Here is a 25,843-nt window from a genome sequence, read left to right on the forward strand (position 1 = left end):
GTCTCACCCGCGTGAATCCCGGATTCCCGGCGGCGCCACCGTCCCGCGGTCGGACGCCTCCGTCCTGGGGTCGGGCGCCTCCGTCGCCCTCCCGGACTCACGTCATCGGGTCGTCGCCGAGGTCGGGGTGCTCCCGCGCGAACGCGACGATCCGGTCGACGTACGACTCGAACCGCGGGACGGAGACGTCGGTGTCCGCCAGCGCGTCGCTCGCGTTCGGGCAGCGGTAGCGGGTCGGGTGGTCGAAGTAGTCGATCGTCGCCGGCTCCACGTCGACGCCGCGCGCCGAGAGCAGCTTTGCGGCCGCCTTCGCGACGGGCTTCGGCGTCGGGACCGTGACCGTCCGGCGCCCCGCGGCGTCGCTCATCGCGGCGACGAACGCCGGGACGGTGAGCGGGTCGGGGTCGCAGAGCTGGTACGTCTCGCCGACGGTCTCGGGGCGACCGCTCAGTTCGGCGATCGCGTCGACCACGTAGTCCCGGGGCACGACGTTCAGCTCCGTGTCCGCCGCGCCGGGGATCGAGAACGCGACCGCCAGCCGCCGCGGCTGCGCGAGGAGTAGCCGCAGGAGGTTGTAGGGGCCGTCGAGCTTGTCGGTCTCGCCCGTCTCGCTGTCGCCGACGGCGATCGCCGGGCGGTAGACGGTCGCCGGGAGCCCCTCGGCCATCCGCTCCCGCACCGCGACCTCGGCGCGGTATTTCGTCGCCTCGTAGTGGTTGTTGAACGACTGGCCCTCGCGGAGGTCCTCGGCGGTGAAAACCCCGTCGTACCGGCCGCTGACGTAGCAGGTGCTGACGTAGTGGAGGCGGTCGACGCCGACGCGCTCGGCCGCGTCGAGGACGTGTTCCGTGCCGCGGACGTTCACCGCCTCGGCGAGGTCGGCGTCGACGCTCAAGTCGTACACCGCGGCGAGGTGGTACACCTCGTCGACGCCGCCGAGCAGGTCGGGGTCGTCGAGCGCCGCGCCCAGCCCGAGGTCCGGCTCCGTGATGTCGCCCTCGTAGAGGTGGACGGCCGCCCCGTCGCCGGACTCGTCCTTGACGTCGGCGACGATGTCGCGGGCGCGCCGCGACGCGAGGTCGCGGTACCGCGGCTGGACGAGGCAGGCGACCGGGCCGTCGCCGCGGGCGAGCACGCGCCGGAGCAGCGCCGAGCCGAGGAAGCCGGGGAACCCGGTGAACAACACCTGGGGCGGCCGCGAGGCGTCGGCGCCGCTCACAGCTCCTCGCGCTCTAGCGTCGCCTCGGTGTCGATCCCGTACACGTCGCGCGGCGTCTCGACGTGCGCCCGGCGGACCGCCGCCTCGTGACCCGCCTCCAGCAGCCAGCGCACCCGCCGGGGGACGGTCTTCGGGCCGAGCACCATCCCCGGGCGGTCGGGGTCGTCCACGAAGTCCGTCTCCATCAGGAACGGCTCGCCCGCCTCGGCGGCGCGCTCCAGCCGCTCCTTGTCGCTCATCACGCTGGGCGTGACGCCCGCCAGCTCGCCCGCGGCGTAGTGTTTCACGACCTTCGAGGGATCGAGTCCGACCTCCTCGGCGACCGCCGCGAGGTCGGTCAGGTCCTCGGTCGCCTCGGTGTGGAGCTGGACCGCGCAGCCGACCTCGGCGCCCAGCTCGAACGCCCGGCGGGTGACCGCGTTCGACGCGTCCCACACAGCGTCGCTCACGTCGTAGTGGGGACGGCCGGACTTCAGCGCGAGCGCGTCGCCGTCCGCGACGTACTCGCTCGCGACCGACAGGCCGCCGCGCATGAGGTCGCGGGCCGCCTCGGGCGAGAAGCCGCGCTCGTCGACGAGCCGGCTGATCAGTCCGGGGTGGACGCCGAGGACGGGCCACGCGCGCCCCGGGAGCGCCTCGCTGGCGGCCGCGACGGTCTCCAACGTCTCCTCGAAGACGGCGCGGAAGTCGTCGGGCTCGTCGGGCTCGACGCCGAGCAGCCACGAGGGCTTGTTCACGACGAGCAGGTGCGTGCCGCCGAGCCGCGCGAACTCCTCGACGGCCTCGATCCCGCGGCCGTGTCGCGGGTCGAGGTGGAGGTGGTTGTCCAGCACGGGCGTGCCGAGGTCCTCGGTCATGGGCGTGGGTTCGGCGGCGACGGATTAGAAGGATCGGTCCGCGGCGGCGACCCGGTCCGGTCCGCGGCCGCGTCGCCGTATCGACCGCGCCGCTCGCCCCGCCAGCACCGCCAGTCTCGTCCGACCTCCGTGCCGGCCGCGCTCAGTCGGCGCGGTTCGCCGCGAACTCGCCGTCGGTCCGCGGCACGGTCACGTCGGCGAGGCCGGACTCGATCTCGTCGCGGCGGTCCTCGAACCGCCCGGGCAGCACCAGGCGCTCGCCGAGCGCGTCGAGCGGCTCGTCGCTCGCGTAGCCGGGGTCCGCGGTGGCGAGCTCGAAGAGGACGCCCGCGAACTCCCGGAAGTACACGGAGCGGAACCAGTGGCGGTCGATCTGTTGGGTGGGGCGGAGGCCCATCGACGCGACCGCGTCGCGCATCCCGGACTGGTCGTCGTCGGTCGGGGTCTGGAACGCGACGTGGTGGACGGTGCCGCGCCCGGAGCGCCCGCGGCGGTCGACCTCGACCACGTCCACGTACTTCCCGACGGGGCCGCCGGCCGCGAACCGGGTGCGGTCGCCGTCCGTGTTCGCGTCGGCCTCGGACTCGGCCTCAGTCAGCCCCATCGTCCGGAGGAGGCGCTCGGTGCGCTCGGGCTCGTCGATCCACAGCGTCACCGAGTGGAAGCCGTGGATCGCGGCCGACTCGGGGACGTGTGCGGTCCACGCGGTCGTCGGGTCGTCGTCCGGAATCTCGACGGCGACCAGTTCGACCGGGAGCCCGTCGGGGTCGCGGAAGGGGAGCACCGTCTCGCCGAACCGCTCCTCGCGGGCGTCGTAGTCGACGCCGCGCTCGTCGAACCGCTCCTCCCAGTAGTCGAGGCTCCCCTCGGGGACCCGGAACGCGGTGCGGGAGACCTGCCCGGAGCCGACCTCGCCCTCGGGGAGGTCCGTCCACGGGAAGAACGTCATGCTCGTGCCGGGCGTCCCCTCGGCGTCGCCGTAGAAAAAGTGGTACGTGCCGGGGTCGTCCTGGTTGATCGACCGCTTCACGAGGCGGAGCCCGAGCGTCTCGACCCAGAAGTCGAGGTTGCGCTGCGGGTCGCCCGCCACGCAGGTCACGTGGTGGATCCCCGGCGTGGGAGTCGGGCCGTCGCTCGCGTGTCTGTCGGCGCCGTCGTCGGTGGCGTCTGTCATGCCCCGCACTACGTCGCGGAGGGACTTGAATCGGCGCGGACACGGGTGTTACCGGGTCCCGGCTGCGGGCGACGGGCGGCTCACCGCGTCCGCGCCATCGCCCGCTCGATCCGGTCGCGCAGGCGCTCCAGCCGGTCGCCGACCGTCCCGACCGCGGCGAGGACCGGATACGAGGCGTCGAGGTCCTGATAGCAGTACGCCGCGAAGTCGATATCGTCCCCGATCGCGAGCCGGCGCTCGTGGTCGGCGAGCACGCGCTGGCGCCGCGCGGCGATCCGGTCGCAGTCCTCGACGAGCGCCTCGGTCCGGGTCCGGCAGGCGTCGAGCGCGCCGAACCCGGCGGCCGCCGCCGCGGCGTCGCCGTCGCCGAGCTCGTCGTCGATGGCCGCGACCTCCGAGCGGACGGGGTCGAGCCGGGACCCGGCGCGCTCGACCGACTCGACCTCGGACTCCAAGGCGTCGAGGAACGCCTCGCGCTCCTGGACCGCGGTCTCGACGGCGCTCAGGAGCGAGCGCTTGTACGCCTCGTGGAAGCTGTCCGTCCGGGTGAGCGCGTACGCGATCTCGGGGCCGAACTCGGCCGCGACGCTCCGCTCGTAGGTGTCGTCGTACTCCGCCTCGTAGTGCGGCACGGACATCACCGTCGCCCGATACGCGTCTCGGACCGCGACGAGGCTCGACCCGGGCGACGCCGCCCCGCCGGCGCCGCCGTCGGGACCGCCCGCCGCCCCGCCGATCGCGCCGCCCGCGCCGCGGGTCGGATCCATCGCGGCGGGACCCGCCGCGGTCGCGTTCCCGTCCTCGGTCGGGACCGACGAGACGCGGCCGCGGAACGCGCGGAGGGCCTCCCGCTCGTCGACGGTCCGGCGGCGCTCGACGCGGAGCGCGGCCCGCGCCGCCCGGATCGGATCGCTCCCCTCGTCCGCGTGGGTCGCTGCCATACGTCGCGGCACGCACAGTCCCCTCGTAAACGCTTATATGAGGGGTCCGGCGCGCGCCCGAGCGGTCCGCACCGCTCCGGAGCGCTATATACCCCGCCGCGATTCGGTAACCGTCGCGGGCGCCGCGGCCCCTGGGTGAACAGCGACTTTACCGCTCCGGCCCCGACCGCCGGTATGGAGACGGTGTCCCTCGCCGAGGCGTTCGGCTCGTTCGACGAGACGTGGTCGCCGCGGCTCGCGGCCGAGCTCAACGGACAGGCGGTCAAGCTCGCGAAGGCGGACGGGGAGTTCGTCTGGCACAGCCACGCGGACGCCGACGAGCTCTTCTTCGTCCACGACGGCCGGCTCCGGATCGAGTTCCGCGAGGCGGACGACGCGGTGCTGGAGGCCGGCGACTTCACCGTCGTCCCGCGCGGGACCGAGCACCGGCCCGTCGCCGAGCCCGAGGCAGAGATCCTGCTGTTCGAGCCGAGCGAGACGCGCAACACGGGCGACGTCGAGACCGACGAGACCGTCACCGACGTAGATCGGCTGGACTGAGCGCCGGGCGCCGGACCGCGTCAGGTCGCGACGGCCCGCGCGAGCGACCCGAACAGCGGGAGCGCCAGCCCCGCGCCGACCGCGACGTAGGTGATCGGCCGCATCCCCGGCACCGCCGCGGCCGCCGGGCCGAGCGAGACCGCGAACGCGGCGAGGGCGACGACGCCCGCCCCGAGCGCGTACGCGACGCCGCGGCGGACCGTCGGCGCGACGAGCGACGCGAGCGCGCCGGCGGCGATCAGCCCGAGCCAGTGGACCGACGCGAGCGCGACGCCGACCGCCGCGGCGGCGACGACCGCGACCGCGTGCGCCCGCGGCTCCGTCCTGACGCGCTCTACCGGCGACGGCGCGTCGCTCATCGCGACCCCTCCGTCGGCTCGAACCGCACCGCCGGGTCGCCGCCCCCGCCGAGCGGCATCGGGCGCTGGTCGTTTTCGAGCCAGCGCCGGAGCTGGTCGTCGTAGTGCTCGGAGAAGTAGTCGCCCGAGTTCCCGCCCGGGAGGACCGCGGTGGCGTCGGTCCCCGGCCGCACCACCATCCGCCAGCTCGACCCGACGGACGACTCGACGCGGTAGTTCTTCACGGTGGCGGGCGAGCCGTCGGCGGGCAGCGCCTCGTAGTTCAGGAACGGCGCCTCGCCGCCGAGCGGGTGCGTCATCGCCCGCGTGGTGTTGTAGTCGCCGTACGCCTCCCAGCCGGCCTCGTCGGCCTCGGCGAGCGCGTCGCGGAGGGCGGCGACCGCGAGGTCGGCCCGCGAGCGCCCGTCGAACAGCGGGTCGTCGTCGGGGAGCCGCGCGAGCGTCCAGTCGCTCGGGTAGTAGGAGTCGTCGAGGTCGGCCTCGCCGAACGCGGGGCCGAAGACGCGCTCGCGGAACGCCGGCAGGTAGCGCGCGAAGAGCAGCGCGCCGCGGGCGTCGCGCGCCATCCGGTAGTCCCAGTCGTCGAGGGCGTCGGCTGCGTCAACGAGCGCCGGGTCGGGGTCGGACCGGTCGCGCACGGCGGCGACCACCTCGGGGACGAGTTCCGGCGCGCGCCCGTCGCGCACGTCGCTCTGGAGCCCGCGGTGGAACTCGGGGTCGGTCGTCCCCCCGTCGGCCGTCCGCTCGGCCAACCCGTCGGCGATCCGCGCGCCGCGGTACGGGGTCGCGTAGTCGACGCCGACGTAGTGGATCGGGTCGTCGATCGGCCGCTGGTTCGCCGTCGAGAGCGCGTCGGGGTCGATCGCGTGCGGCTTCTCCTCGAAGGGGACGAACCCCTCCCACGAGGACTCGCCGAACGGCTCGAACCCCGTCCACTCCCCCTCGCCGGCGGAGCCGTCGAAGACCCGGTCGCCGTCGACGACCTCGCCGTCGGTCCGGCGGATCGGCAGCCGGCCGGTCGCGAAGTAGAGCGTCCGCCCGTCGGCGTCCGCGTACACGAGGTTCTGCGTCGGCAGGTCGAAGTCGCGGGTGGCTTCGAGCAGGTCGTCTATCCCCTCGCTGCGCCCGTACGCCTCGATGGCGGTCGTGGTGCGCGTCGCCGTGTGGCCGGTCCACGCGACGCCGACCGTCCGCCCCTCGCGCTCGATCAGGGGGCCGTGGACGGTGCGGCGCACGCGGAGCTCGCGGTCCTCGCCGCCCGCGACCGGGATCGTCTCGCGCTCGTCGACCTCGAAGGGTCGCCACTCGCCGTCGTATCGGTAGCGGTCGCCCGCCTCGTCGATCTCGTACCGGTAGCAGTCGAGCACGTCGGCCCCGAGGTTGGTGAACGACCACGCGCCGCGGTCGTTCGCCCCCGCGATGACGAAGGGCACCCCCGAGAACGTCGCGCCCCGCACCGAGCGCTCGGGGGTGTCGACCGACTGCTCGTACCACAGCGGCGGCGCCTGAAGCGAGAGGTGCGGGTCGTACGCGACGGTTGGCGTCCCGCTCGCGGTGTGCTCGCCCGAGACGACCCAGCTGTTCGAGCCGACGCCGGTCGGCGACTCGAAGCCCGAGAGCCAGTCGGTCAGCGCGGGGTCGACCGGGTCGACGGAGTCGCGCTCCCGACCGTTCGAAGCCCGGTCTTGGCCGTTCGAGGCTCGCTCCCTGCCGTTCGACCCGCGCTCGCCCGCGTCGGCCAGCGCGGACTCCCGCGCCCCGTCGAGCCGCGTCTCGGTCCCGTCGAGGATCGGGTCGTCGTGGTCGTACCGCGTCGGGAACAGGGTCACCGCGCGCTCCGCGCCGAGGCGGTCGGCGACGAGCGCGCGGCGCAGCTCTGAGAAGCTCCCCGTGAGCGTCCACGATATCTGCTTCTCCATCAGCATCGAGTCGACCGGGGTCCACGGCTCGGGCTCGTAGCCGATCAGCTCGAACTCCAGCGGGAGCGGGAGGTCGTCCATCGCGGCGTTGACGCCGTCGGCGAACGCCTCGACGAGCGGGCCGGCGCGGGTGTCGGCGACCGCGTCCCAGGTGACCGCGGCGGCGTCGGCGAACCCCATGGCGACGTTGAACTCGTCGCTGTCGAGCGTCGCTTCGCCGATCACCTCGGAGAGCCGGCCGCGCATCACCCGGCGCTGGAGGTCCATCGCGAACAGGCGGTCGAACGCCTGGCAGTAGCCCACCGCGAAGTACGCCGCGGGCTCCGCGTCGGCCTCGACCTGCGGGACCCCGAACTCGTCGCGCGAGACGCTTGCCGCCCCGTGCGGGCTCTCGACCGTCTCCGGGAGCGACCGGTCGGCCGCGTCCCACGTCTCGCCCGACAGCGGGGCGAACGAGTCGAGGAGGTCGGCCGCGTCGCTCGCCGCCAGTCCGGCGCTGCCGGCCGCGAGGACGCTCGCGAGGACCGCGCGGCGCGTGGTGTCGCGTGTCACTTCCCGACCGAGGCCGCGGTCCCTCATTATTATTCGGGTCCGTCCGCGGCGGGAAACGTACATCCGTCGGCCGGTCGTACGACGGCCCGATGGAGGTCGCGCTGATCACGGTCGGAGACGAGCTGCTCTCGGGCGACACGGTGAACACCAACGCGAACTGGCTCGCCGCGGAGCTGAGCGAGCGCGGCGTCGCCGTGTCGCGGATCCTCTCGATCCCCGACGACAGGGCCGAGATCGCGGACCGGGTCAGCGAGTACGCGGCCGACTTCGACGCCGTGATCGTCACCGGCGGGATCGGCAGCACCCCGGACGACGTGACCATGGAGGCGGTCGCGGACGCGTTCGACCGCGAGATGGCCCCGACCGACCTCACGCGCGAGTCGGTCGAGCGCCGGCTGGCCGCGATCCGCGAGCGGGTCCCCGACCGCGAGTTCGACGTCGACGTCGAGGCCGAGGCGTCGGTCCCCGAGGGGGGCCGCCCGCTGGTGACCGAGGCCGGGCTCGCGCCGGGCTGCGTCGTCGAGAACGTCTACGTCATGCCCGGGATCCCGGACGAGCTGAAGGCGACGTTCGAGACCGTCGCCGACGAGTTCGCGGGCGACCGGCGCTCGCGGTTCCTCTACACCGTCGAGCCGGAGTCGAACATCATCGACGCCTTGGAGGAGTCGATGGAGCGGTTCGACGTCGCCGTCGGCTGCTACCCCGACCGCGAGGCCGACCACAACCGGCTCAAGGTGACCGGGACCGACGACGACGCGCTCGACGCGGCCGCGGCGTGGCTGCTGGAGCACGTCGACGCGAGCGAGACGCCGGTGTCCCGGGACTGGTGAGCGCGAGGTCGCCCGCGGACCGCTTCGGGCCCTTCCGTCGGTCCGGCGATCCGAACACACAGCCGCGGGCGGGTTTTGAGTGCGTGCCATGTATCGGGAGCCACGATGGCGAAAGCAGCAATCGTGATCCTCGCTGGCAACGAGTCGCACGCCGACTACGGTCGCCTCGCGAACGCCCTGGAGGCGGCCAAGGAGTTCGCCGAGAACGACGACGACGAGCTGAAGCTCATCTTCGACGGCGCCGGGACGCAGTGGGTCCCGGAGCTCGAAGACGAGGAGAGCGACTACCACGAGCTCTACCGCGCGGTCCGCGACGACGCCGCGGTCTGTGACTACTGTTCGAGCGCGTTCGACGTCGCGGACGCCGTCTCCGACTCCGGGCTCGCCACCCTCGCGGAGTACGACGGCCACCCGAGCATCCGCTCGCTCGTCGACGACGACTACGAGATCATCACGTTCTGAGCGGCTCGGTCCGCCGAACCGCACTCACGCTTTTATCGACGCTCTCACCTCGCCAGCGACTGCCGGTATCGCCGACCAGTCGTAGCCATGCCGGTCGGATCGGACTTATGCCGTCGTCGGGCCTTCCTCCGGTATGATCGAACTCACGCGGGCGGCGTACGACGACATCGTGTATCACGCCTACGAGGGCGGCGAGGCGGAGGTCTGCGGCGTCCTCGCCGGCGACCGCGGGACGGACGGCGATCCCAGCGTCGTCACGGAGACGCACCCGGCCGAGAACGTCGCGGACACGCCCGAGATCCGCTACCGAATGGATCCCGAAACGCAGCTCGAACTGATCGAGGCCGTCGAGGCGGCGGGCCGCGACGTGGTCGGCTTCTACCACTCGCATCCCACCGGCCCGACGCACCCGAGCGAGACGGACGCCGCGCGGGCGACGTGGCCGGACCGCTCGTACGTCATCTGCGCGCTCGACGGCTACCCGTTCGTCGGCTCGTGGCGCTGGCGCGACGACGCGGACGAGTTCGAACAGGAGACGGTGTCGGTCCGGAGCGAGCGGTAGTCGGACCGGTCGGACGCCGAGCTGTGGCCGTTGCCGTCCTACCCTGTCTTGTCTCGTCCCGTCCCGTCCCCTCCCTCGCGTCCCTCGTGGTCGCCTCGCTAGATGAACTCCGACGGGTTCGGCCCGTTCGTGATGTGAACCTCGAACGGCTGCGTGCCGACGTCGTCCCGCTCGACGAGGTGCCAGTACGTCTCGGCCATCTCGTCGGGGTCGAGGAACGTCTCGGCCTCGCGGTCCGGCTGTCGCTCGCGGGCGTCCGGCGAGTCGATCTGACCGTCGATCACGACGTGCGCGACGTGGACGCCCTCGCCGCCGAACTCCTGAGCGATGTCCATCGCCATTCCGCGGGCGGCGAACTTCGCGGCCGTGAACCCGATCGCTCCGCCGCGGCTCCGCACCGCCGACGTCGCGCCCGTGAATATCACCGTGCCGCCGTCGGTTTCGAGCATGTCGTCGACGGCTTCCTGCGAGCAGACGAACGCGCCGCGGCCGTTGACCGCCCACGACTCCTCGAACGCCTCGACGCTCGTGTCCATGAGCCCGGTCCACGACGCGGCGCTCGCGTGGTTGACGAGCACGTCCACCGGCCCGAACGCTTCGCGGACGGTCTCGAACCCCTCCCGAATCGCGTCGACGTCGGCGAGGTCCGTCGTGACCGCGAGCCCCTCACCCGGTTCGGGGAGGTCGGCGGCGAGGTCTTCGATGAACTCCGTCGAGCGGGCGAACAGGGCCACCCGACACCCCTCCGCGGCGAACTTCCGCGCGAGCGACTCCCCGAGCCCCGGACCGACGCCGGCGATGACTGCCGTGCGAGCCATGGCTCGGGTACGGGCCGGCGCGTGAAAGTCGTCACGTTCCCAGCGGTCCGCGCCGGCCGCGTCGGCTTTCGCGGGCTCCAGACCAGAGCTCCCGAACGACGGCTCAGTCGGCCGCCTGCCCGCCGTCGACCGGGATCGTGTGGCCCGTGACGTACGAGGCGTCGGACGAGCAGAGGAACGCGACGACGCCGGCGATCTCCTCGGGGTCGGCGATCCGCCCCATCGGCACGTCGCGCATCGCCGACGTGTCGTAGTCCGCGCGGATCGTCCGGACCGCCGTTCGAATCAGTCGGACCGCGGTCCGGAGCCGGTCCCGGAGCGACGGCGCCGCGCCCCCGGGGGCCTCCCCCAGCAGCCCGGACTGGATGTTCGTCTTCGTCGGGCCGGGCGCGACCCCGTTGACCCGGATCCCGCGCTCGGCGTGTTCGAGCGCGACCGACTTCGTCAGTCCGACGACGCCGTGCTTGCTCGCCGAGTAGCTGGAGAGGCCGGGGATCCCGACCAGCCCCGCCTCCGAGGCGGTGTTGACGATCGCGCCTTCCCCCTGCGACTTCATCACCGGCAGTTCGGCCTTCAGACACGTCCAGACGCCCTTCAGGTTCACGTCGATGATCCGGTTCCAGCGCGCTTCGGATATCCCCGTCACGTCGACGAAGTCGGTCAGGATGCCGGCGTTGTTGTGCGCGAACTCCAGGCTCCCGTACGTCTCGACCGCGACGTCGACCATGTTCTCGACCGACTCCGCGTCCGCCACGTCGACCTCGACGAACGTCGCCTCGCCGCCGGCGTCGTCGATCAGGTCGACCGTCTCTCTCCCCTCTTCCGTCGCGATGTCCGCCACGACGACGTTCGCGCCTTCCGCCGCGAAGCGGCGCGCCGAGGCCCGGCCGATCCCCGACCCCGCGCCCGTCACGAGCGCCGTCTTGCCAGCGATTCCGTTCATGACTCGCCTCGTCGATCGGCGCGTCGCCGCAAAACCCTTCAGGTGCCGGCGGCGCGTGCGGTCGGAGTCGAGTCGCCCTCGAACGCGCCCCGATCCGGCGGTGCCGCCGGTCAGTAGCGCGAGAAGTTGTCGTCCGGGTAGACGCGCCCGTCCGCGAGGTCGACCACGTCCAGCGCCGCCAGCCGGCGCAGCCGCTCGGTCGCGTCCGCCTCCTCGACTCCGAGTTCGACCGCCCGCGAGATGACCCGATCGCGGGTGGGAACGTCCTCGATGAGCCCGTCGTCGTCCACCACCAGCTCCTCGGCGATGACGGCCTTGAGGATCGCGCCGCGCTCGCGCTTCGAGGGCGTTCGGTCCTTTCCGGTCCACTCGATCGAGAGCGTGCCGTCGGTGTTGACGTGCGAGACGACGAAGCCGTCCGGGAGTGTCTCCGTCAGCGCGGCCACGAGCGCCGCCCGGTCGAGCCGCGCCGCGAACCGAAACCGGTGCCCGTCGGCCGACCGTCCCGTTGCTTCGACGTTCGCCCCGGCCCGCTCGACGGCCTCCGAGACCGAGTTCGCCAGCCGCCTTGCGATCGCCGACGCCGTCTCGTCGCGCTTCCGCGCCGCCTTGGCCGCCTCGCTCGCCAGCGCATCGTGCGTCTCCATCCGCTCGTGTAACGGCGTCTCGTCCATACGCCCTCACTCGGAGCCAGCGGATTACCTCTTGTGTCCGCCTCCCGGTCGTCGAAAGCGGCGCTCGTCGCTTCGGGCGATCAGACGCGACTCGGGGGAGGGGGATCGAACGCTGGCCTGTTCTGCGTCTCCTTCAAAAACAGCAGGAAAACGTATGGGTTGGGGCGGGACTCTGAACAAGTACGTACGAAGTCTTCCCCCGCGCTGTCGGGCGGTATGGAGCGTTTCTGGGGGTTCCATGCCACCCATGAGCATACAACGAAACGAACTTCAGCCGATGAGTCCGGCTGACGCGCAAGAGTTGTTCCTCGACCACAAGGCGACCAATTGTACCGAAGCTACTGTCCGTAACCACCGCTACAGGACGAACCACTTCGTCCGCTGGTGCGACATCGAAGGGATCGACAACCTAAACGACCTGACCGGACGGTACCTCCAGGAATACCGTCTCTGGCGCAAGGAAGACGGCGATCTCTGTCCGCTCACGGTCAAGGCACAAATGTCGACGCTGCGCGTCTTCCTGAAGTGGGCCGCATCGATCGAGGCCGTGCCGTCGGATCTCTACGACAAGATCATGATCCCACGTGTCGCTCCCGAAGAGCGGCAGCGCGACGAAACACTCGATGCGGACACTGCTGAAGAAATCCTCGAGTATCTCACAAAATACCACTACGGTAGCGAGAAGCACGTCGTGATGGCGCTACTCTGGGAGACCGGGATGCGTATCGGCGGTGTGCATTCGCTCGATCTCGACGACGTCAACCTAGAAGAGCGGTACCTCCGGTTGGAACACCGCCCACACCAGGGAACGAACCTGAAGAACGGCGAAGCCGGGGAGCGACTGGTCGCGATCACGCCTGAGCTGACTCAGCTGCTGGAGGATTATATCACCAACAGGCGGAAAGACCAGATTGACGACAACGGTCGTGAGCCGTTACTGACGACAACAAAGGGCCGCATGTCTCGAGCCGCGATCAGACGCCATGTGTATCGGATAACAGCTCCCTGCTTCAGGGACGAACCGTGTGATGGCTGCGAGGACGGGGAGAAAAAGTGCGACGAGGCAGTTAGTCCTCACGCGATCAGGAGGGGGTCGATCACTCACTACCTGACCGAAGACGTACCTCCGGAAGTCGTGACCGATAGGATGAATGTCAGCAGGAAGGTTCTAGATCAGCACTACGACAAACGAACAGAGGAGGTCAAAGTCGAGCAGCGTCGGAGTTTCCTCGATAATATCTGAACTGGATCTGAATCGTGAGATCGTAGGATCTCCCCCAATTTCTGTATCCTAGCTATCCTTTCTTTGCTCATCACGAATTCAAAATCGGTGTCGATAGTCACCCCTTCAGCTCTCGTATTCTCAAATCAGGCTTGAATCAAGTGAAGGGTACTCACCATCAGCTCGCGAGCAAAGCTAGATTGAGAGCGACCATACAGACCATCATGCTGTACGTGACCATCCCCTTCGCGGCCGTGGTAGCGTCAGGCGTCGAGATTCCATCACTAGGACTGAGTTCGTTCAGCTCACGGCTGAGTCGGTCTGGTATCCACGCGCCGATCTCGACACCGATCTGAACGGGGAAAGCCACCGGATGTGCTACCGCATTGGGACCGTTTTCGAACTGTGATAGGCTCATCTGTGAGTCGCCATCTGACGTTTCGTACCCTTCTCGGGTGGCGGCCAAAGTCTCCATTCTTCGCTGGCGCTTGCGCTCTTTGGACCGTCGGTCGTAGTGCTTGTCGAGCACAGGAACGGAGACATCGGCTCGGTCAGCGAGGTCTTCCCTCGGTACGCCGTCGTCCAGATGGTCTTCGATAGACCAACGGCGGATCGGATGCGGACTGTAATTGACGGGACATTCCGACGCCATCGAGTCTTTGGCTGCGTCACACTCGTTGATGTCTCGGTTCTGAGGACATTCATTCGAGAAGGCACACGGTCGAGTCATCTTATACAGATCCCGACGGACCGTCGTTGTCGAAGGACGACCGCCGTTCCTGTTCCGTAGTAAGGGTTTTCGACCAAATTTGTCCGTCCCCTCGCCGTTTCGTTCAGGATGTTCGAGGTACTCGTTGATCAGCTCGCAGAGGTGACTCGGGACGTTGATGTTCCTCTCTCCGTCGGACCCGTTTTTTAATGGTGTCCCCTTCCCACCGTATTCTTCCTCAGGTCTATGCCGAAGTTCGATCTTCTGCTCGTCAGGGTAGTAGTCGTCCTCGTCGATACTGACGAGGGCACCGAGACGAATCGTCAGTTCCTTCGGCAGAGCAAATTCGATATGACGGCGGGATGCGCGGTCGTACTTGTGAAAGTACGCACTGATCGCTTCTACTGCCTCGTCGTCCGGTTTCCGATCACAGACTTCTTCGTCTTCATCGATGCTCGCCTGAGGCATCCTGTCCGGTGTGTTTTCGGAGACAACTTCGATGCGTTCACAGAACACCAGAAATCTCCGGACGACCGCAAGATACCCGTTGAGGCTGACGTTGTTGGTGTCGGATTCTCTCTTCCACCACATCTTCATTTCTTGTAACTGGCGACCGTCGATCTCGTTCATGTTCTCTAGACCTTCCTGTTCCGTCCACTCGACGAACGTATCGAGGACAGAGCGAGCCTTGCGCAATGATTCATAGCTCCTTTTCTCCTCGTATTCATCGAGGTAGAGATCCTTCGCTTGCTCTGGCGTGATCGGGTTGAGATCGGACGACATATTATTCGTCCTCCGTCCAGCGATGATTACGCATTTGAGACCGGCTGTCCGTCGCGTGATTTTGTACAAGCCCTTGAACCGACGTTAGATCCCTTTTGCTGGGCCAATCCTCGTTCAGTTCCATTTTGGGGTTCGATGCTTCTTCGCTAGTCTGACTTAAGGGTCAGCCCAAGGCGTGTCAACATTTGTCTCATAGTGTTTGATGGACAAAACGACAGATTTAGAATTACTGACACTCCGTTACACCTGATTAGCAACGACGCGAATTCGGTCGCTGTCGACTCTGTGATATATAATGAGCGCGTGAATTGCCGACAATAATTCCGTGACGAGCCGATGTAACAGCGTGCTCGAGGATCCGGATAGTAACAGATTATAAGTGTAGTCGGTCAGAAAGTCGGTGTGTGATGAGTGCCAGAGAAAGAGCGGCCTCACAGGAAAGCCTGAGATCGGAATTCATCGAGAAGCTCTCTGATCGAGGCGAGGCTGTGAGCATCGACTATTTACTCAACGAAACTTCCGTTGAGAGCCGGAGAGAAGCGAAGCAGGTTCTCCGGACGATGATCGACGAGGGGATGATCTCGACCACTCCTGGTTTCAAATATAAGCTTGCAAGTGACGTTTCTGCGACCGCATAGCATCGTTTTAGATGACAGCGGATTTTCCACGTGATCGCCGCCCCTCAGATCTCGATCAAGATTTGAGTTCCGGGTATGATCCAGAAAAAGAGTCAGAAAAGAGTGTAGATCGCGATACGGAAGATCAAAGGCGTCCATTCGAGCGAGACAGGGACCGAATCCTGTACAGTCGAGAATTCCGTCGGCTCAAGGATGTCACGCAGGTCGCTCGCGCAGGCGAGTCATATCTGTATCACGACCGATTGACTCACTCACTGAAGGTCGCACAGGTTGGGCGTAGGCTCGCTGAACTGCTTGAGAAATTCTATGACGCCGAGTTCGAGAATCTCGATAATTATCTCGACCCTGAAGTTGTCGAGACAGCGTCTCTGGCTCATGACATCGGTCACCCACCGTTCGGTCACGAGATTGAAGAGCTTCTTGACGACAAGGTGCGCGAAAAGTCGGGAGAGGATGGAGTAGAGGAAAACTTTGAAGACACGGAAGGTGACGGAAGAAATGGTGAAGAGGGGGAGACCAACAGAGACCACGATAGTGAGGAACAAGACGAATCAAAGATTCAGGGGTTCGAGGGGAATGCACAGTCGTTCCGTGCCGTGACTCGCTTGGGATCCCATCGCTCAGGTATCGAAGGTATTGACCTGACTAGGGCGACTCTCAACGCCATACAAAAGTATCCTTGGTCAAGAGCGGCAGATGCTAAAACGGACGAAGACACAGACGACAAGTGGGGATACTATCCGTCGGAAGAGGGGTATTTCGAGTTCGCGCGAGCTGGGACCGCCGACGGCCGGAACAAGATCCTTGAGGCGGAAATAATGGATTACGCGGATGACCTGACGTATGCGATTCATGACGTGGAGGATTTTTACCGAAGTGGGCTGCTCCCCTTCGACCAATTGCTGCGTGAGGCAGGAGAACTCCGCAATCAGCTCCCAGACGACTTTGGTGAAGACGACGACATTGGGCAGCACACCGAATTGCTCCGATCCTATGCCAAGTCGTACGACATGAAACTCCACGATTTCGGCCAGTACATTAACGACGACACCAATGTCGAAGCGTCGATTGAGGATGTCCTCTCTTTCTTCGTTGAACTTCGCGATTTTGCGACGGTCGTCGAAGAGTTCTACACGCCATACGAGGGGACCCAGTCGGAACGTAACCTCCTGAACGAGTTTTCGTCGTCCATGATCAGTTGGTATCTGGAGGCGACTGAAGATGATCCCGGAGACAGAGAATACGTCGAACTTGGTGAGCATGACGAAGATGGTAATCCGACACTGCTCGTGGACAACGATCTACGACAAGAGATTGAGATTCTAAAACAGCTGACCTTCTACTACGTCATCAGTAATCCAACTCTCAGAGGACAGCAGAAAGGACAGATTCAGGTCATCGACGAGTTGTTCGAACTGTTGTACGACGAAGCGGCACCAAAATCGGTTGACACGTCAGCAATACTGGAACCATATCGTGAACGATTGAATGATACCGACGAGGACGACGATACTGCACGGGCACGCATCGTAGCCGACATGATCTCAAACATGACTGAGACACAGGCCATAGAAATGTATGAACGAATGTCAGGAGCACGGCCCGGATCCCTCCAAGACACGATTATGCGGCAATAGAGGTCTTCCAAAGCGCTATTTATTTCTAAATTTAGCCAGCGAGATATCGACGTCGATCATCTTCAGGTGCGTCTCGTCGTTACGTGACGCCGAATCGTAATTAGATGATCTATGCGTCTCCCCCCTGGTCGAATATGCTCTCAATAGTGGGCATATCTTACTGACTTTCATCGCTTCCTAGACTGTCATTTGAATCTATAGTGGTTGTGAAACGGCGTTTTTCGTCCCAGCCACACTGTCGACAGTACCGCCTCATCGAAATACTCTCCCCATCGTCTAGGTCAGCAAAGGTAGCCGTGAGCGACCAATCTTTGTCGTCAGACCATGCAACTCGAGCTGATTTTTCTTCACAGTTGGGACACCATTCTGGATCTTTTTCTTTATCGCGCGGGAACACGTGAGAAGGTCCGGTCGGTAGATTGGTATTATTTTTGCCAAGTGTTGGCCAAGGGAGGCGTTACTGGGTTCAATTGTCCACGACGGACAATTGAATTACAGTCTCTAAGAGAGAACACTTCGTTTATTAGATTTATTATAGGTAAGTCCGTTTTTTATTTTGAGGCGAGGGTTCACGAGGTATTTATTCAATTCTAAAAGAGATAATTCATGGCATTCTATTCCGACGATCGAAAATCTATATATGTTCTTTAAATAGAGTCAAGAGGAGCGATTATTTGCCCATTTTAACCACCAAAAAGCGTTTTACTAAACTCTCTAAAAATCACTTGTAGCGAAGTCAGGTAGTAGAGTTCGCCAATCTATAGCGAAATGAGCCATCTGAGACGAAAGTCGCAGAACCAGCTAGAGCGATCTATGTCAAAATCAAAGTCACAAAACCACGGTAGAATGGAGTTGGAAGACTACGTCCGCAGCCTCAGCGAGATAGAAGATGCTCATAGCATTGTAGCAGCCAAAGAGTTTCTGCTTGAACAGAGTGGACTCGTCATCAAGGATCACGCTAACCTCTCTTACCTGGGTTCGCTGGATGTTCAAAAGCATGTTCAGTTCGCAAGAGACCAGATACAGGCAATCGTACACCTCGAGTCCCAGGGAACAGGGAGCCCATTTGAGATTCCTATCTTTCAAGAAGGGCAAGTAGCAGCGGAAGACGGCCTCAAGTTCCTCAAGCAATACGCTCGAGGCCCACAAGGAACGAACTTGTACGACCTAGTGTTCAGTGAAGATGAATAAAGAACCCAAACCGCTGTCAGCATCAAAGTACAACAAACTGCTTAACACCGCAGAAGAGAAATCAAACCGCCACGGATTCACCGTATACGCCCTCGGCCACACTGGACTGCGCGGCAGTGAGTTCAGTCGCTTGAGCTGTGAATGGCTCGACAGCGGAGAGCGAATGCTCCAAGTCCCGGAAGATGCAGTTAAAGGCATTAGGTCCCGAGTGAGATCGATTCCGCTGTCCGAAGAAGGGGTCGAACGGTTCGAGGAGTTCTTCGCAACGCGAAGTGAGGTTGGGATCACCCGCTCGACGGTGACGAACCGAGTCAAATCAATCAGTGAAGACAGTCTTTCCGAGAACATCACCCCTCAAGCACTTCGATCGACATTCACAACGCGCCTGCTTCAGCTCGGGGTTCCACAGTCTGAGATTCGCCAACTTCTGGGGCATACCCCATCAAAGTTGGATCTAGTACCCCTGGACGGTTACGGGGTCGCTGAAGAGAAGATCCGCAGCGGGTTATATTAGCCCGCCTCGCTGCTGGTATTCCTCAGTATTTTTGCGTATAAATCACGACTGTAAGAAATTTGTGTCCCTTGTGAATAGCTGGGCAGCATCGATTTCGGTTCTCAGAACTGGGGGGCAGCAGGGAGACTACTTCGACAGCCTGTGACGGGCCAAGTAATCTCTTCGATCAACTCGAACCCATTTTTGAACTGAACGCGCCCGTCGAACCCTTTCCGTGAGAGAACCAAAACAATACCTTCGCTGGCGACCATGTCAGTCGCCACAATATACACAAATTCGACGTCACCAGCGTCAAGGCGCTCTGTCGACACGGCTGCGAGCGCGGTGTCCGCTTTTCAATCTGTCTTCCCATTGTATTCCTCCTCAGTTCTATGCTGAAGGTTGATTTTCTGCTCCTCAATAGCGTAACACAAGCACGTTAATCCCCAAATGTTACGACTCATCTCTGGTAACGAAGAGAGGATAAACCGATACGAGTAGTATATTTAAAATCTGTTGGTGATCATATGAAGATCGAATATCTACCAACCATATTTTCCTTTTAGGAATATCCGAGCACTATCGGCTACTTCGATCATTTTGGTCCTGCCCTTCTTTGTAGTTCTTACAAAACCTTCAGATTCTAGACTATCTACGTGACGTGCGATAGTGCTTTTTGATTTGTCAAGTTCTGTGGCAATGTCGCTGATAGATAATGGCGTTTCCAAACCGTTCAGATCAGTGAGTAAAGCTGCTTCAGCATCGGAGACGTTTCCTCGAAGATTCACGCGTGGAAGCCGTCGCACGCTACTGTCAATATCACCGACTTGGAGAACGGTATCGATGTGGTTCTCGTTGGAGAACGTGGCAACCGTCAACGGGAATAGGATCTCTCTTGCTCCACCACCGAGTACAACTATCGTTTCACCTTCGGCTGCTTGCATAAAGTCTGCACAGAGTAGCGTCGTTTCGACAAAATCGGCATACGGGAGATGCTCCGACTCCAACTTGAGGTCCGGAACAACCTGTGTCAGAACGTTTTCCACTTCCTCATACGCGTCCTTGCTTTGGTCAGAACCATTCGCGGGTTGGAGGAGAACAACGCGATCCGATTCATCCAATCCTTCGCTCAATACCGGTCGAACAACACGTCGACTGTCGAATCCCAGTGGCGCGAGGTATGTTCTCATACACATGGTGTCGGTCCAAAGCCCCGTTACTGTTCCGGAATATTGCAACAGTCATCGCAATATTGGGATGAAAACAGAGTCGGAGGTGCCTAACTCAGCACTTTTCTGAATAAGGCCTCCAAACTGTCCCAGATTAATGCAAGTGATGGAGAATTATTTCGTCGGCGATAATTATTTGATGTCTGAATATAAACTGGTCCATGTTCGCATACTACGTGTCGGTAGGTGGTAACCACCGGCACGAGGAGAGGCATCTCTACAATACATAATCTACCCGACACTTTTATCATGTCCGGGGTGTGATTGATTCACGGAAGCACTCAATATGACCAGGCCAGAGGTGGCCTGTATCCCGTAGCCACCGCTATGGGAAGCAGAGGCGAAAGAGCGGCGTCAACCATCCCACACCGACGCCCGGAACAACCCAAGCACCCCAGAAAATGACAGACCCACCCGATCCAGAGACGCCAGCACTCGCGGATTTTATCGGAACACGAGACTCGTTTCTCGTGATCCGAGACCCGCAACTCGCCAAAACTGGCTCACAGGCCCGCGCACAACTCAGATCGCTGCCGTTCCTCGCGCAGTTCAGTCTCCAGAACGTCGCCCATCCCGGTATCTACGACAACGGGCTCCGACTCGTGGAATACGACCTCGTAGCGAACGAAACACTACGGGAAAACGGTGTTGAGGATGTCGAATTCCCACTGGTTCACTACGTCAGTCAGGAAATGCTGACTGGTGAACTACAGGACGAGGACAGCACCTACGATGAACAAGATGTCGTTCGGCGGCTGCTACGAGCGCGGCCGACTGACGCGACGTACGTACTTGTTACCGACACGAGTACCCCGAAGATGCCGCGGCTCACGAAAAAGCCCGGCAAGTCGTTCATCGACGAGTTCGAATGCTCGGTCGCAGATTACAAGGGGTTACTGAAACGGTATCTCCAGTACAATCTCGACTCCGCGCTCCCCCTGTCAACGACACAGAACCTGTACTTCCACGAGGTTTCAGCGCATCACAAGCACGCCGGTATAGAAGCTGGTTCCATTCCAGACCTGTTTGATTACACGCGCATCCCAGCGGACAGTCCCGCGTGGGGTCCCCTCTACTATCTCATTCGCGAGGATGTCGATCAAGTGCTTGAGGATTACTCTGAACGCATTCGTGAAGCACTTCGTTCTTGGACCGAACGTGGACCAACTCAGAAAGTCGCTAACAGCATGCTCGACATGCTCGAGCTAGTCGACTTCGAAGAGGACCGGCTCGACAACTACCGCTACCGGCATCAAAAAGACGCATGACCACGACATACACACCGGCGAGTCAAAAGCCGGACAAGCTACTCACCGGGTTCATCTCGGTTCGAGCACCGGAACTCAAACACATCCACGCCTCGCTTCAGGGGACGACGAGCGCGTCAGAAGTTACGAGCAAGTTCGGTCGTCCGTCCGGCAGTGGTCTCAAAACGAACCACGTCGAGGATTCGCTGCGGTTTCTGAATGCGGTCGATCTCGTCGAGAGTCCGACTGGGGATGTTCTGGACACGGTTGAGCGAATTAACGACCGTCACTTCGAGGAATTACCCTTTGAGTCGCGTTTGCTGTATCACTGTAACCAGCAAGATGGTCGTCAAAGCCATTTCGCTGACATCCACCGAGCGCTCTTGAGCGAGGGTAGCAGGACAGTGGACGCCGGCCGGGATAACCTCCGAACAATCCTGAAGCGGGAGACAGACTACGATTTCTCTTGGACCGACGAGAAAATCGATATGTGGGTGACGTTGACCGAGCAGCTGGGGCTCGTCACCGAGACCGAGGACGGCCTTGTTTTGAGCCCCTGTCGTGCGTTGATGTACGATGCGCTCGCGCTCGCGCCAACCAGTTCGAGTGATGATCCCGAGTACGACGACCTCCCGGTAGAAGACGGCGAGGCTCAGCAGATGCTCAACTGGATTAATGACAATCTGTTCACGGTTTACGCAGCTAGAACGGGAACCCCTAAGATCCACCCCGCTATCGCCGACGTCCTTCGAAACATGGCCGAAGATAGCGTTATCGACCTCTCAGCACCGGGAGATTCACAGAACGAAGTGAAGCTCCCTCCCGAAAATCTCGACGACGACAGTCGCGGCAATCGGCAGGGCGTGACGTACGTGTCGGTTCACTCCAAACCGAGCGAGACAGCTTATCAGTACCCCCTCGACCAGTTCCTTACCCACTCATGAGCCAACAGACTCCAAAATCGACGGTAGGCAACGAGATGCCCACATATTGGGACGACCAGCAAGTCGACCACTTCATCACGTCAGAGGCGCATACGAAAAAGAAGACACCAGAACAGTTCAGGGAGACGCACGTCGACATCGACCGGATTTACGCGGACAATCTGATGCCGCTCGGCGTCTCTGATGAGTTTGTCACCCAAGAAGACATACTCAACGCCATCACGGCGTCGAACCTCGATGACCCGAACCGCATCTTCATCTTGCGTGGCGAACCGGGATCTGGCAAGTCGCAACTCTGTGAGTGGACTAAGTACCAAATCAACGGCTACGGCGAGGATGACGAGGGAATCGAGGATCGTGTGGCACTCCACGTGTCACGCAGCCAGACCCGAATGGACCAGATTCTCGATATTTTAACCGAGCCCCTGGATGTTGACACCGATGTCCGCAACATCGACGATCTTGACCCCGACGACGCGGCCGCTGCAATCGTCGAGTACCTGCGCGGCATCTGGTCGACCGAACACCTCAGTGACGATGAGATTCGCGAACTGACGGAAGCCCGGGGAGACAAGAGCGACCTTCGCGAAATCTTCGCAAAAAACATCCAAGAGTACCAGGAGGCTCTCGAATCCCGCGACGAAAACCCAGATTTCAACCTTCTCACTCGGACAGACTACCGGGATCTTCGGCTACAGGTGAGCTTCGGAAACAAACTCACCGAAAACAAGGACGTGTTCTTTTCCGTCCTCAAGAACGAAGCCCACGAGTACCTCTCTCGGAACCTCGTCGGCGATTTCAAAGAGCTGCTACAAGAATACTCCCAAAGGTATCAGGATCAGGGTATTCGACCGACGCTCATTTGTGAGGACCTCACCACCTTCAGTGTCCTGAAGGAACAACTCTTGGACCACATTTTCGAGCTCGGTAGTAGCAGCTTCGACATCGTTCTCGGATGGACTATCGGATGGGAACAGGACAACATCAACGACGCGCTCGCTCGTGAGAACGCTGCGACGTACATGAAAGGGCGCTCGGAGGGGTATCTCACGATGACCGACGACAACGGCGAGGCGTACTTCCTCGACGACGATGCGTCCGTCGCGCTCGCCCGGTCGTACCTCGGCGCAATCAAGCGGAACTCCAACGCTGAGACCGCTCCGGAAGAAGTCGAGGAAGCGTTCGACGAACTCTACCCGTTCAACCAGCGCTTCATTCACGTCGCATACAGACAACTGAACGACGGAGGGAGTAGCCGAAAGACGCCGAGGCTACTATTACTCCGGGTAGTCAAACACTGTCTGAAGTCGAGTTGGCCGCCCTACGAGGCGATGAAGTCGAACTCGTTCGTCGATACGCCGACGTTCGAGATCGACATGAAGTACGACCAAATTTACCAGGATATCAGCCGGTGGTACGGCGTCCCGGTAGCTGATGGAATTGGTGTGAAGGTCGGTATTCTCGAAACCTTCGATATTGATCTCCCTGACAGCGACAAAGCACCGGTCAAAGATGACTATGTGGTCTTCGAGCGTGGGAGAGGTAGTACAGTCATCGAGAAGATCAAGAACCCTCCAGCGCCGGAACACGACGTCGACAAAGACGAGGACATCGACAAGGATACCGAGGAAGAGGAGGGCGATTCGGAGGTAACTGAAACGGACGAAGGTGAGGAGGACGAGGAGGATGAAGTCGAAGTCATTGACGAACCGGAACTCACGGAGGAAGAGCGCGAGCGCCAGCAGAAATTCCAAGAGTTCCAGGATTGGGTGACCAACGGGGAGGAATACCCGAGTTCAGACACACTCCACGACGGTGCGGTCGCGACACTCGAACGCTGGCACGAACCAACACGCCTCAGTAATCCCAACGCGTCGACGCGTTCTGCTGGAGGTATCTACTACGCACGCGGCGACAGCATCCCCGTCTCGATTCAGGGGGACCAACAGCGCCAGGCCAGCATCGACATCGAACTCGAGTGGGGGGAGAACCATGGCGACCTCTACACCAGTATGCTTGAGTATGGGCTCTTCGACGTGTTCGACCCCCAGACGACGGATTTCGACCAGCTTCGTTCTTGGGCCGACACGAACGTCGCTCAGTTCAAACACCAGATGCGCGAGGAGATCGAAGAGTGTCTCCCGTCAGAGCTCAACATCGAGAAGACGCTGGTACTGGCCCAGTGCTTCCTGATCAACGCAGCTCGGGGCGTCGAGATTGAGGATGACGGGATTTCGCCTGAACTCGTTTTTGAGGAGTATAACAGTAATCAACCGTACGGCAAGCCGGTGTCCGAGCACTTCGATAGAGAGAGTGCGTTCGGACAGGCGTTCACTGACCTGACGATGTCGTCCAGCGACATCGGCGACCTGATCGAGGGGATCTTCCTCCTCAAGTCGAACGTCGTAGACTACGAGCGCCTCTCGGAAGCACGGCGCGATATTACAGACGACCCACAAGCGCACGTCGACGCAGCGCTGATGATCGATACTGCTGATCTAGCGGACGCATACAAGGTTGGCACGACACGCAACAAGGCGAACACGAAGTTGTCGAGCCTGCTCGATCGTATTTCCGACTACGCTGCCGAACTCGACCGCCTCACCGTCGAGGAAGACGCATCCCACATTCAGGAAGCGCTCGAACCGGTAGAGCGGTGGTACGACAAGAGCCATACTGTCGACGACTTGGCCGAGTGGTTCGAGACCCTGTACGAATGTGCCGGCGCGATGGACGTGCCGATCAAACCGAGTTACGAAAACGCCTACGAGACGCTCACCGAATCGTCTGAGGAAGTGAAGTTATCGGCGTTCAGTGACGATGTCGAGCAGTTCCAGAACATGGGGAACACGACGGGCATGACGCTCGTTTCTCGACTCCACGACTTCGCCCGAAGCCAACACGAGCAGGACGCCTGGGAGATTTACGAGGCGTTCGACTCGCTCATCGACGACCTCCAGGAGCAAGACCATGCGACCGGTGTCGACCTCGAACACCGTATCAAACAACTTGATGAGTACAGTGACTACGAGCAGCAACGCCAGAAGATTCTCTCCGTAACGGAGGACCTGTAAGATGTCTGGAACCCAATCACTACCCACGGCCGTTGACGCTCTGGAAGACAAGGCTCGAGAGCATAAACAAGCACAAAACACCGAGTATCACGTCTCGGTCGCACGCCACAACATACGCGAAATTAATAGCGAACTCGACGACCTCGAAGAGTCAGTTCGCGATCTGCGGTACTACAAAACCGTGTTTGTGGAAGCCTTCGATGGCTCAGTACCGACGATGGTTAGTAGTGCTGTCCAAGCCGCTGAGAATGCTGTTGAAGTGACACAGGATGAACTGCTGGCGAATATCCAAAACAACGCGATGGATGAGGGCGAAACCGTTCATGAGGAAGACCTGACTGGGCTTGAGGTTGAACTCACACCGGAAGTGAAGAAACAGCGAAGTCAGATTCGATCCGCAAAACAAATGGTAGAAAATGTTAGTGAGAATATCCAAACGAAACTAGAGAGCAAGCGTGACACTTGGAGTACGCGCGTAAGCGCCGCCGAAGAACTCCAGAAGATCCTCGGGAGTCAGAACTCAGATTTCGCGCGTACGCTCAACCACATGCACCAACTCCTCACCCGGGATCTGATGGATTCCAGTGAGAACGCATCTAGGTTCGTGTCCGAGTGGGAGAACGCTACTGACAACTGGGAGGAGCACCAGTCGCTCCAGAGCTTCGACGACTTCAAAGAGAAACACGACCTGTCGGACTCAACCATAGAGGACGTGAAGACGCTCAGTAAGTCTCAGCAGCTCACGCTGGCCGACGTCTCTATGGATACTCTTGAAGAGATGAAACGCGTCGATGAACTCGAATCAGCCGTAGAACTCAGTCTCTGA

At 62.2% G+C, this 25,843-nt stretch carries 24 protein-coding genes; 13 read left to right on the top strand and 11 right to left on the bottom strand.

Annotated elements, in window-relative coordinates; all coding sequences use genetic code 11:
* Positions 1-97: 97 nt before the first annotated feature.
* From DVK05_RS12835 to DVK05_RS12850, 4 genes are all read right to left on the bottom strand, one after another.
* The gene (locus DVK05_RS12835; protein ID WP_121563868.1) at positions 98-1,219 is read right to left on the bottom strand and encodes an SDR family oxidoreductase; all 1,122 of its coding nucleotides are present in this window, start codon (positions 1,217-1,219) and stop codon (positions 98-100) included.
* Positions 1,216-2,076 (bottom strand): TatD family hydrolase, encoded by an 861-nt coding sequence (locus DVK05_RS12840; RefSeq protein WP_121563870.1) that lies wholly within the window; start codon positions 2,074-2,076, stop codon positions 1,216-1,218. Before DVK05_RS12840 ends, DVK05_RS12835 begins: the two co-directional genes overlap by 4 nt.
* A 142-nt stretch (positions 2,077-2,218) precedes the next feature.
* Positions 2,219-3,250, bottom strand: a complete 1,032-nt coding sequence (locus DVK05_RS12845; RefSeq protein WP_121563872.1) for a ring-cleaving dioxygenase — start codon at positions 3,248-3,250, stop codon at positions 2,219-2,221.
* An 80-nt stretch (positions 3,251-3,330) separates the two neighbouring features.
* The gene (locus DVK05_RS12850; protein WP_121563874.1) at positions 3,331-4,191 is read right to left on the bottom strand and encodes a hypothetical protein; all 861 of its coding nucleotides are present in this window, start codon (positions 4,189-4,191) and stop codon (positions 3,331-3,333) included.
* 174 nt (positions 4,192-4,365) lie between these two features.
* Here DVK05_RS12850 and DVK05_RS12855 point away from each other — a divergent pair, with 174 nt between their 5' ends.
* Positions 4,366-4,731: a cupin domain-containing protein gene (locus tag DVK05_RS12855; protein ID WP_121563876.1), complete on the top strand. Its 366-nt coding sequence runs from the start codon at positions 4,366-4,368 to the stop codon at positions 4,729-4,731.
* A 20-nt stretch (positions 4,732-4,751) separates the two neighbouring features.
* Here DVK05_RS12855 and DVK05_RS12860 read toward each other — a convergent pair whose 3' ends face one another.
* Together DVK05_RS12860 and DVK05_RS12865 are read right to left on the bottom strand one after the other, a co-directional pair.
* Positions 4,752-5,090, bottom strand: a complete 339-nt coding sequence (locus tag DVK05_RS12860) for a hypothetical protein (RefSeq protein ID WP_121563878.1) — start codon at positions 5,088-5,090, stop codon at positions 4,752-4,754.
* The gene (locus tag DVK05_RS12865) at positions 5,087-7,561 is read right to left on the bottom strand and encodes a penicillin acylase family protein (protein ID WP_121564301.1); all 2,475 of its coding nucleotides are present in this window, start codon (positions 7,559-7,561) and stop codon (positions 5,087-5,089) included. The genes DVK05_RS12860 and DVK05_RS12865 overlap by 4 nt, the downstream gene beginning before the upstream one ends.
* Positions 7,562-7,650: 89 nt before the next feature.
* Here DVK05_RS12865 and DVK05_RS12870 point away from each other — a divergent pair, with 89 nt between their 5' ends.
* The 3 genes from DVK05_RS12870 (at position 7,651) to DVK05_RS12880 (ending at position 9,415) form a co-directional block, all read left to right on the top strand.
* Complete coding sequence (locus DVK05_RS12870) at positions 7,651-8,391, top strand: molybdopterin-binding protein (RefSeq protein ID WP_121563880.1); 741 nt, start codon at positions 7,651-7,653, stop codon at positions 8,389-8,391.
* 105 nt (positions 8,392-8,496) lie between these two features.
* Entirely contained in the window at positions 8,497-8,853 is a 357-nt protein-coding gene (locus tag DVK05_RS12875) for a DsrE family protein (protein ID WP_121563882.1), read from the top strand.
* Between the two features lie 133 nt (positions 8,854-8,986).
* A complete protein-coding gene (locus DVK05_RS12880) occupies positions 8,987-9,415 on the top strand; it encodes a desampylase (protein WP_121563884.1) in 429 nt (142 codons plus the stop codon).
* Between the two features lie 98 nt (positions 9,416-9,513).
* On the opposite strand, the gene DVK05_RS12885 is transcribed toward DVK05_RS12880, so the two are convergent.
* From DVK05_RS12885 to DVK05_RS12895, 3 genes are all read right to left on the bottom strand, one after another.
* The gene (locus DVK05_RS12885; protein WP_121563886.1) at positions 9,514-10,233 is read right to left on the bottom strand and encodes an SDR family NAD(P)-dependent oxidoreductase; all 720 of its coding nucleotides are present in this window, start codon (positions 10,231-10,233) and stop codon (positions 9,514-9,516) included.
* Between the two features lie 103 nt (positions 10,234-10,336).
* Positions 10,337-11,176, bottom strand: a complete 840-nt coding sequence (locus DVK05_RS12890) for an SDR family NAD(P)-dependent oxidoreductase (RefSeq protein WP_121563888.1) — start codon at positions 11,174-11,176, stop codon at positions 10,337-10,339.
* A 110-nt stretch (positions 11,177-11,286) separates the two neighbouring features.
* Positions 11,287-11,850, bottom strand: a complete 564-nt coding sequence (locus DVK05_RS12895; RefSeq protein ID WP_121563890.1) for a hypothetical protein — start codon at positions 11,848-11,850, stop codon at positions 11,287-11,289.
* 247 nt (positions 11,851-12,097) lie between these two features.
* On the opposite strand from DVK05_RS12895, the gene DVK05_RS12900 reads away from it, so the two are divergent.
* Positions 12,098-13,093 carry a site-specific integrase gene (locus DVK05_RS12900; protein ID WP_121563892.1) on the top strand — a complete coding sequence of 332 codons (996 nt, stop codon included), beginning with the start codon at positions 12,098-12,100 and terminating at the stop codon, positions 13,091-13,093.
* A 157-nt stretch (positions 13,094-13,250) separates the two neighbouring features.
* Here the strand turns inward: DVK05_RS12900 and DVK05_RS12905 are convergent, their stop codons facing one another.
* Entirely contained in the window at positions 13,251-14,564 is a 1,314-nt protein-coding gene (locus DVK05_RS12905) for a hypothetical protein (RefSeq protein WP_233559420.1), read from the bottom strand.
* 407 nt (positions 14,565-14,971) lie between these two features.
* On the opposite strand from DVK05_RS12905, the gene DVK05_RS12910 reads away from it, so the two are divergent.
* The 4 genes from DVK05_RS12910 (at position 14,972) to DVK05_RS12925 (ending at position 18,544) form a co-directional block, all read left to right on the top strand.
* A complete protein-coding gene (locus tag DVK05_RS12910; protein WP_121563894.1) occupies positions 14,972-15,202 on the top strand; it encodes a hypothetical protein in 231 nt (76 codons plus the stop codon).
* 11 nt (positions 15,203-15,213) lie between these two features.
* Positions 15,214-16,839, top strand: a complete 1,626-nt coding sequence (locus DVK05_RS12915; protein WP_199241176.1) for a deoxyguanosinetriphosphate triphosphohydrolase family protein — start codon at positions 15,214-15,216, stop codon at positions 16,837-16,839.
* 846 nt (positions 16,840-17,685) lie between these two features.
* Positions 17,686-18,030 carry a hypothetical protein gene (locus DVK05_RS16930; RefSeq protein ID WP_147437778.1) on the top strand — a complete coding sequence of 115 codons (345 nt, stop codon included), beginning with the start codon at positions 17,686-17,688 and terminating at the stop codon, positions 18,028-18,030.
* Positions 18,023-18,544: a tyrosine-type recombinase/integrase gene (locus DVK05_RS12925; RefSeq protein ID WP_121563898.1), complete on the top strand. Its 522-nt coding sequence runs from the start codon at positions 18,023-18,025 to the stop codon at positions 18,542-18,544. The genes DVK05_RS16930 and DVK05_RS12925 overlap by 8 nt, the downstream gene beginning before the upstream one ends.
* Before the next feature lie 521 nt (positions 18,545-19,065).
* Here DVK05_RS12925 and csa3 read toward each other — a convergent pair.
* Positions 19,066-19,713 (bottom strand): CRISPR-associated CARF protein Csa3, encoded by a 648-nt coding sequence (gene csa3, locus DVK05_RS12930; RefSeq protein ID WP_121563900.1) that lies wholly within the window; start codon positions 19,711-19,713, stop codon positions 19,066-19,068.
* Between the two features lie 440 nt (positions 19,714-20,153).
* Between csa3 and DVK05_RS17570 the strand changes: the two genes are divergently transcribed.
* The 4 genes from DVK05_RS17570 to DVK05_RS12950 are packed head-to-tail and all read left to right on the top strand — an operon-like array spanning position 20,154 to position 25,843.
* Positions 20,154-21,020 (top strand): hypothetical protein, encoded by an 867-nt coding sequence (locus DVK05_RS17570; protein WP_121563902.1) that lies wholly within the window; start codon positions 20,154-20,156, stop codon positions 21,018-21,020.
* A complete protein-coding gene (locus DVK05_RS12940) occupies positions 21,017-21,943 on the top strand; it encodes a hypothetical protein (RefSeq protein ID WP_121563904.1) in 927 nt (308 codons plus the stop codon). The genes DVK05_RS17570 and DVK05_RS12940 overlap by 4 nt, the downstream gene beginning before the upstream one ends.
* Positions 21,940-25,017, top strand: coding sequence for a hypothetical protein (locus tag DVK05_RS12945; RefSeq protein ID WP_121563906.1), 3,078 nt, complete (start codon positions 21,940-21,942; stop codon positions 25,015-25,017). Before DVK05_RS12940 ends, DVK05_RS12945 begins: the two co-directional genes overlap by 4 nt.
* A 1-nt stretch (position 25,018) precedes the next feature.
* Positions 25,019-25,843 (top strand): hypothetical protein, encoded by an 825-nt coding sequence (locus tag DVK05_RS12950; protein WP_121563908.1) that lies wholly within the window; start codon positions 25,019-25,021, stop codon positions 25,841-25,843.

This window comes from Halorubrum sp. Atlit-8R, assembly GCF_003666025.1.
Lineage (GTDB): Archaea > Halobacteriota > Halobacteria > Halobacteriales > Haloferacaceae > Halorubrum > Halorubrum salinarum.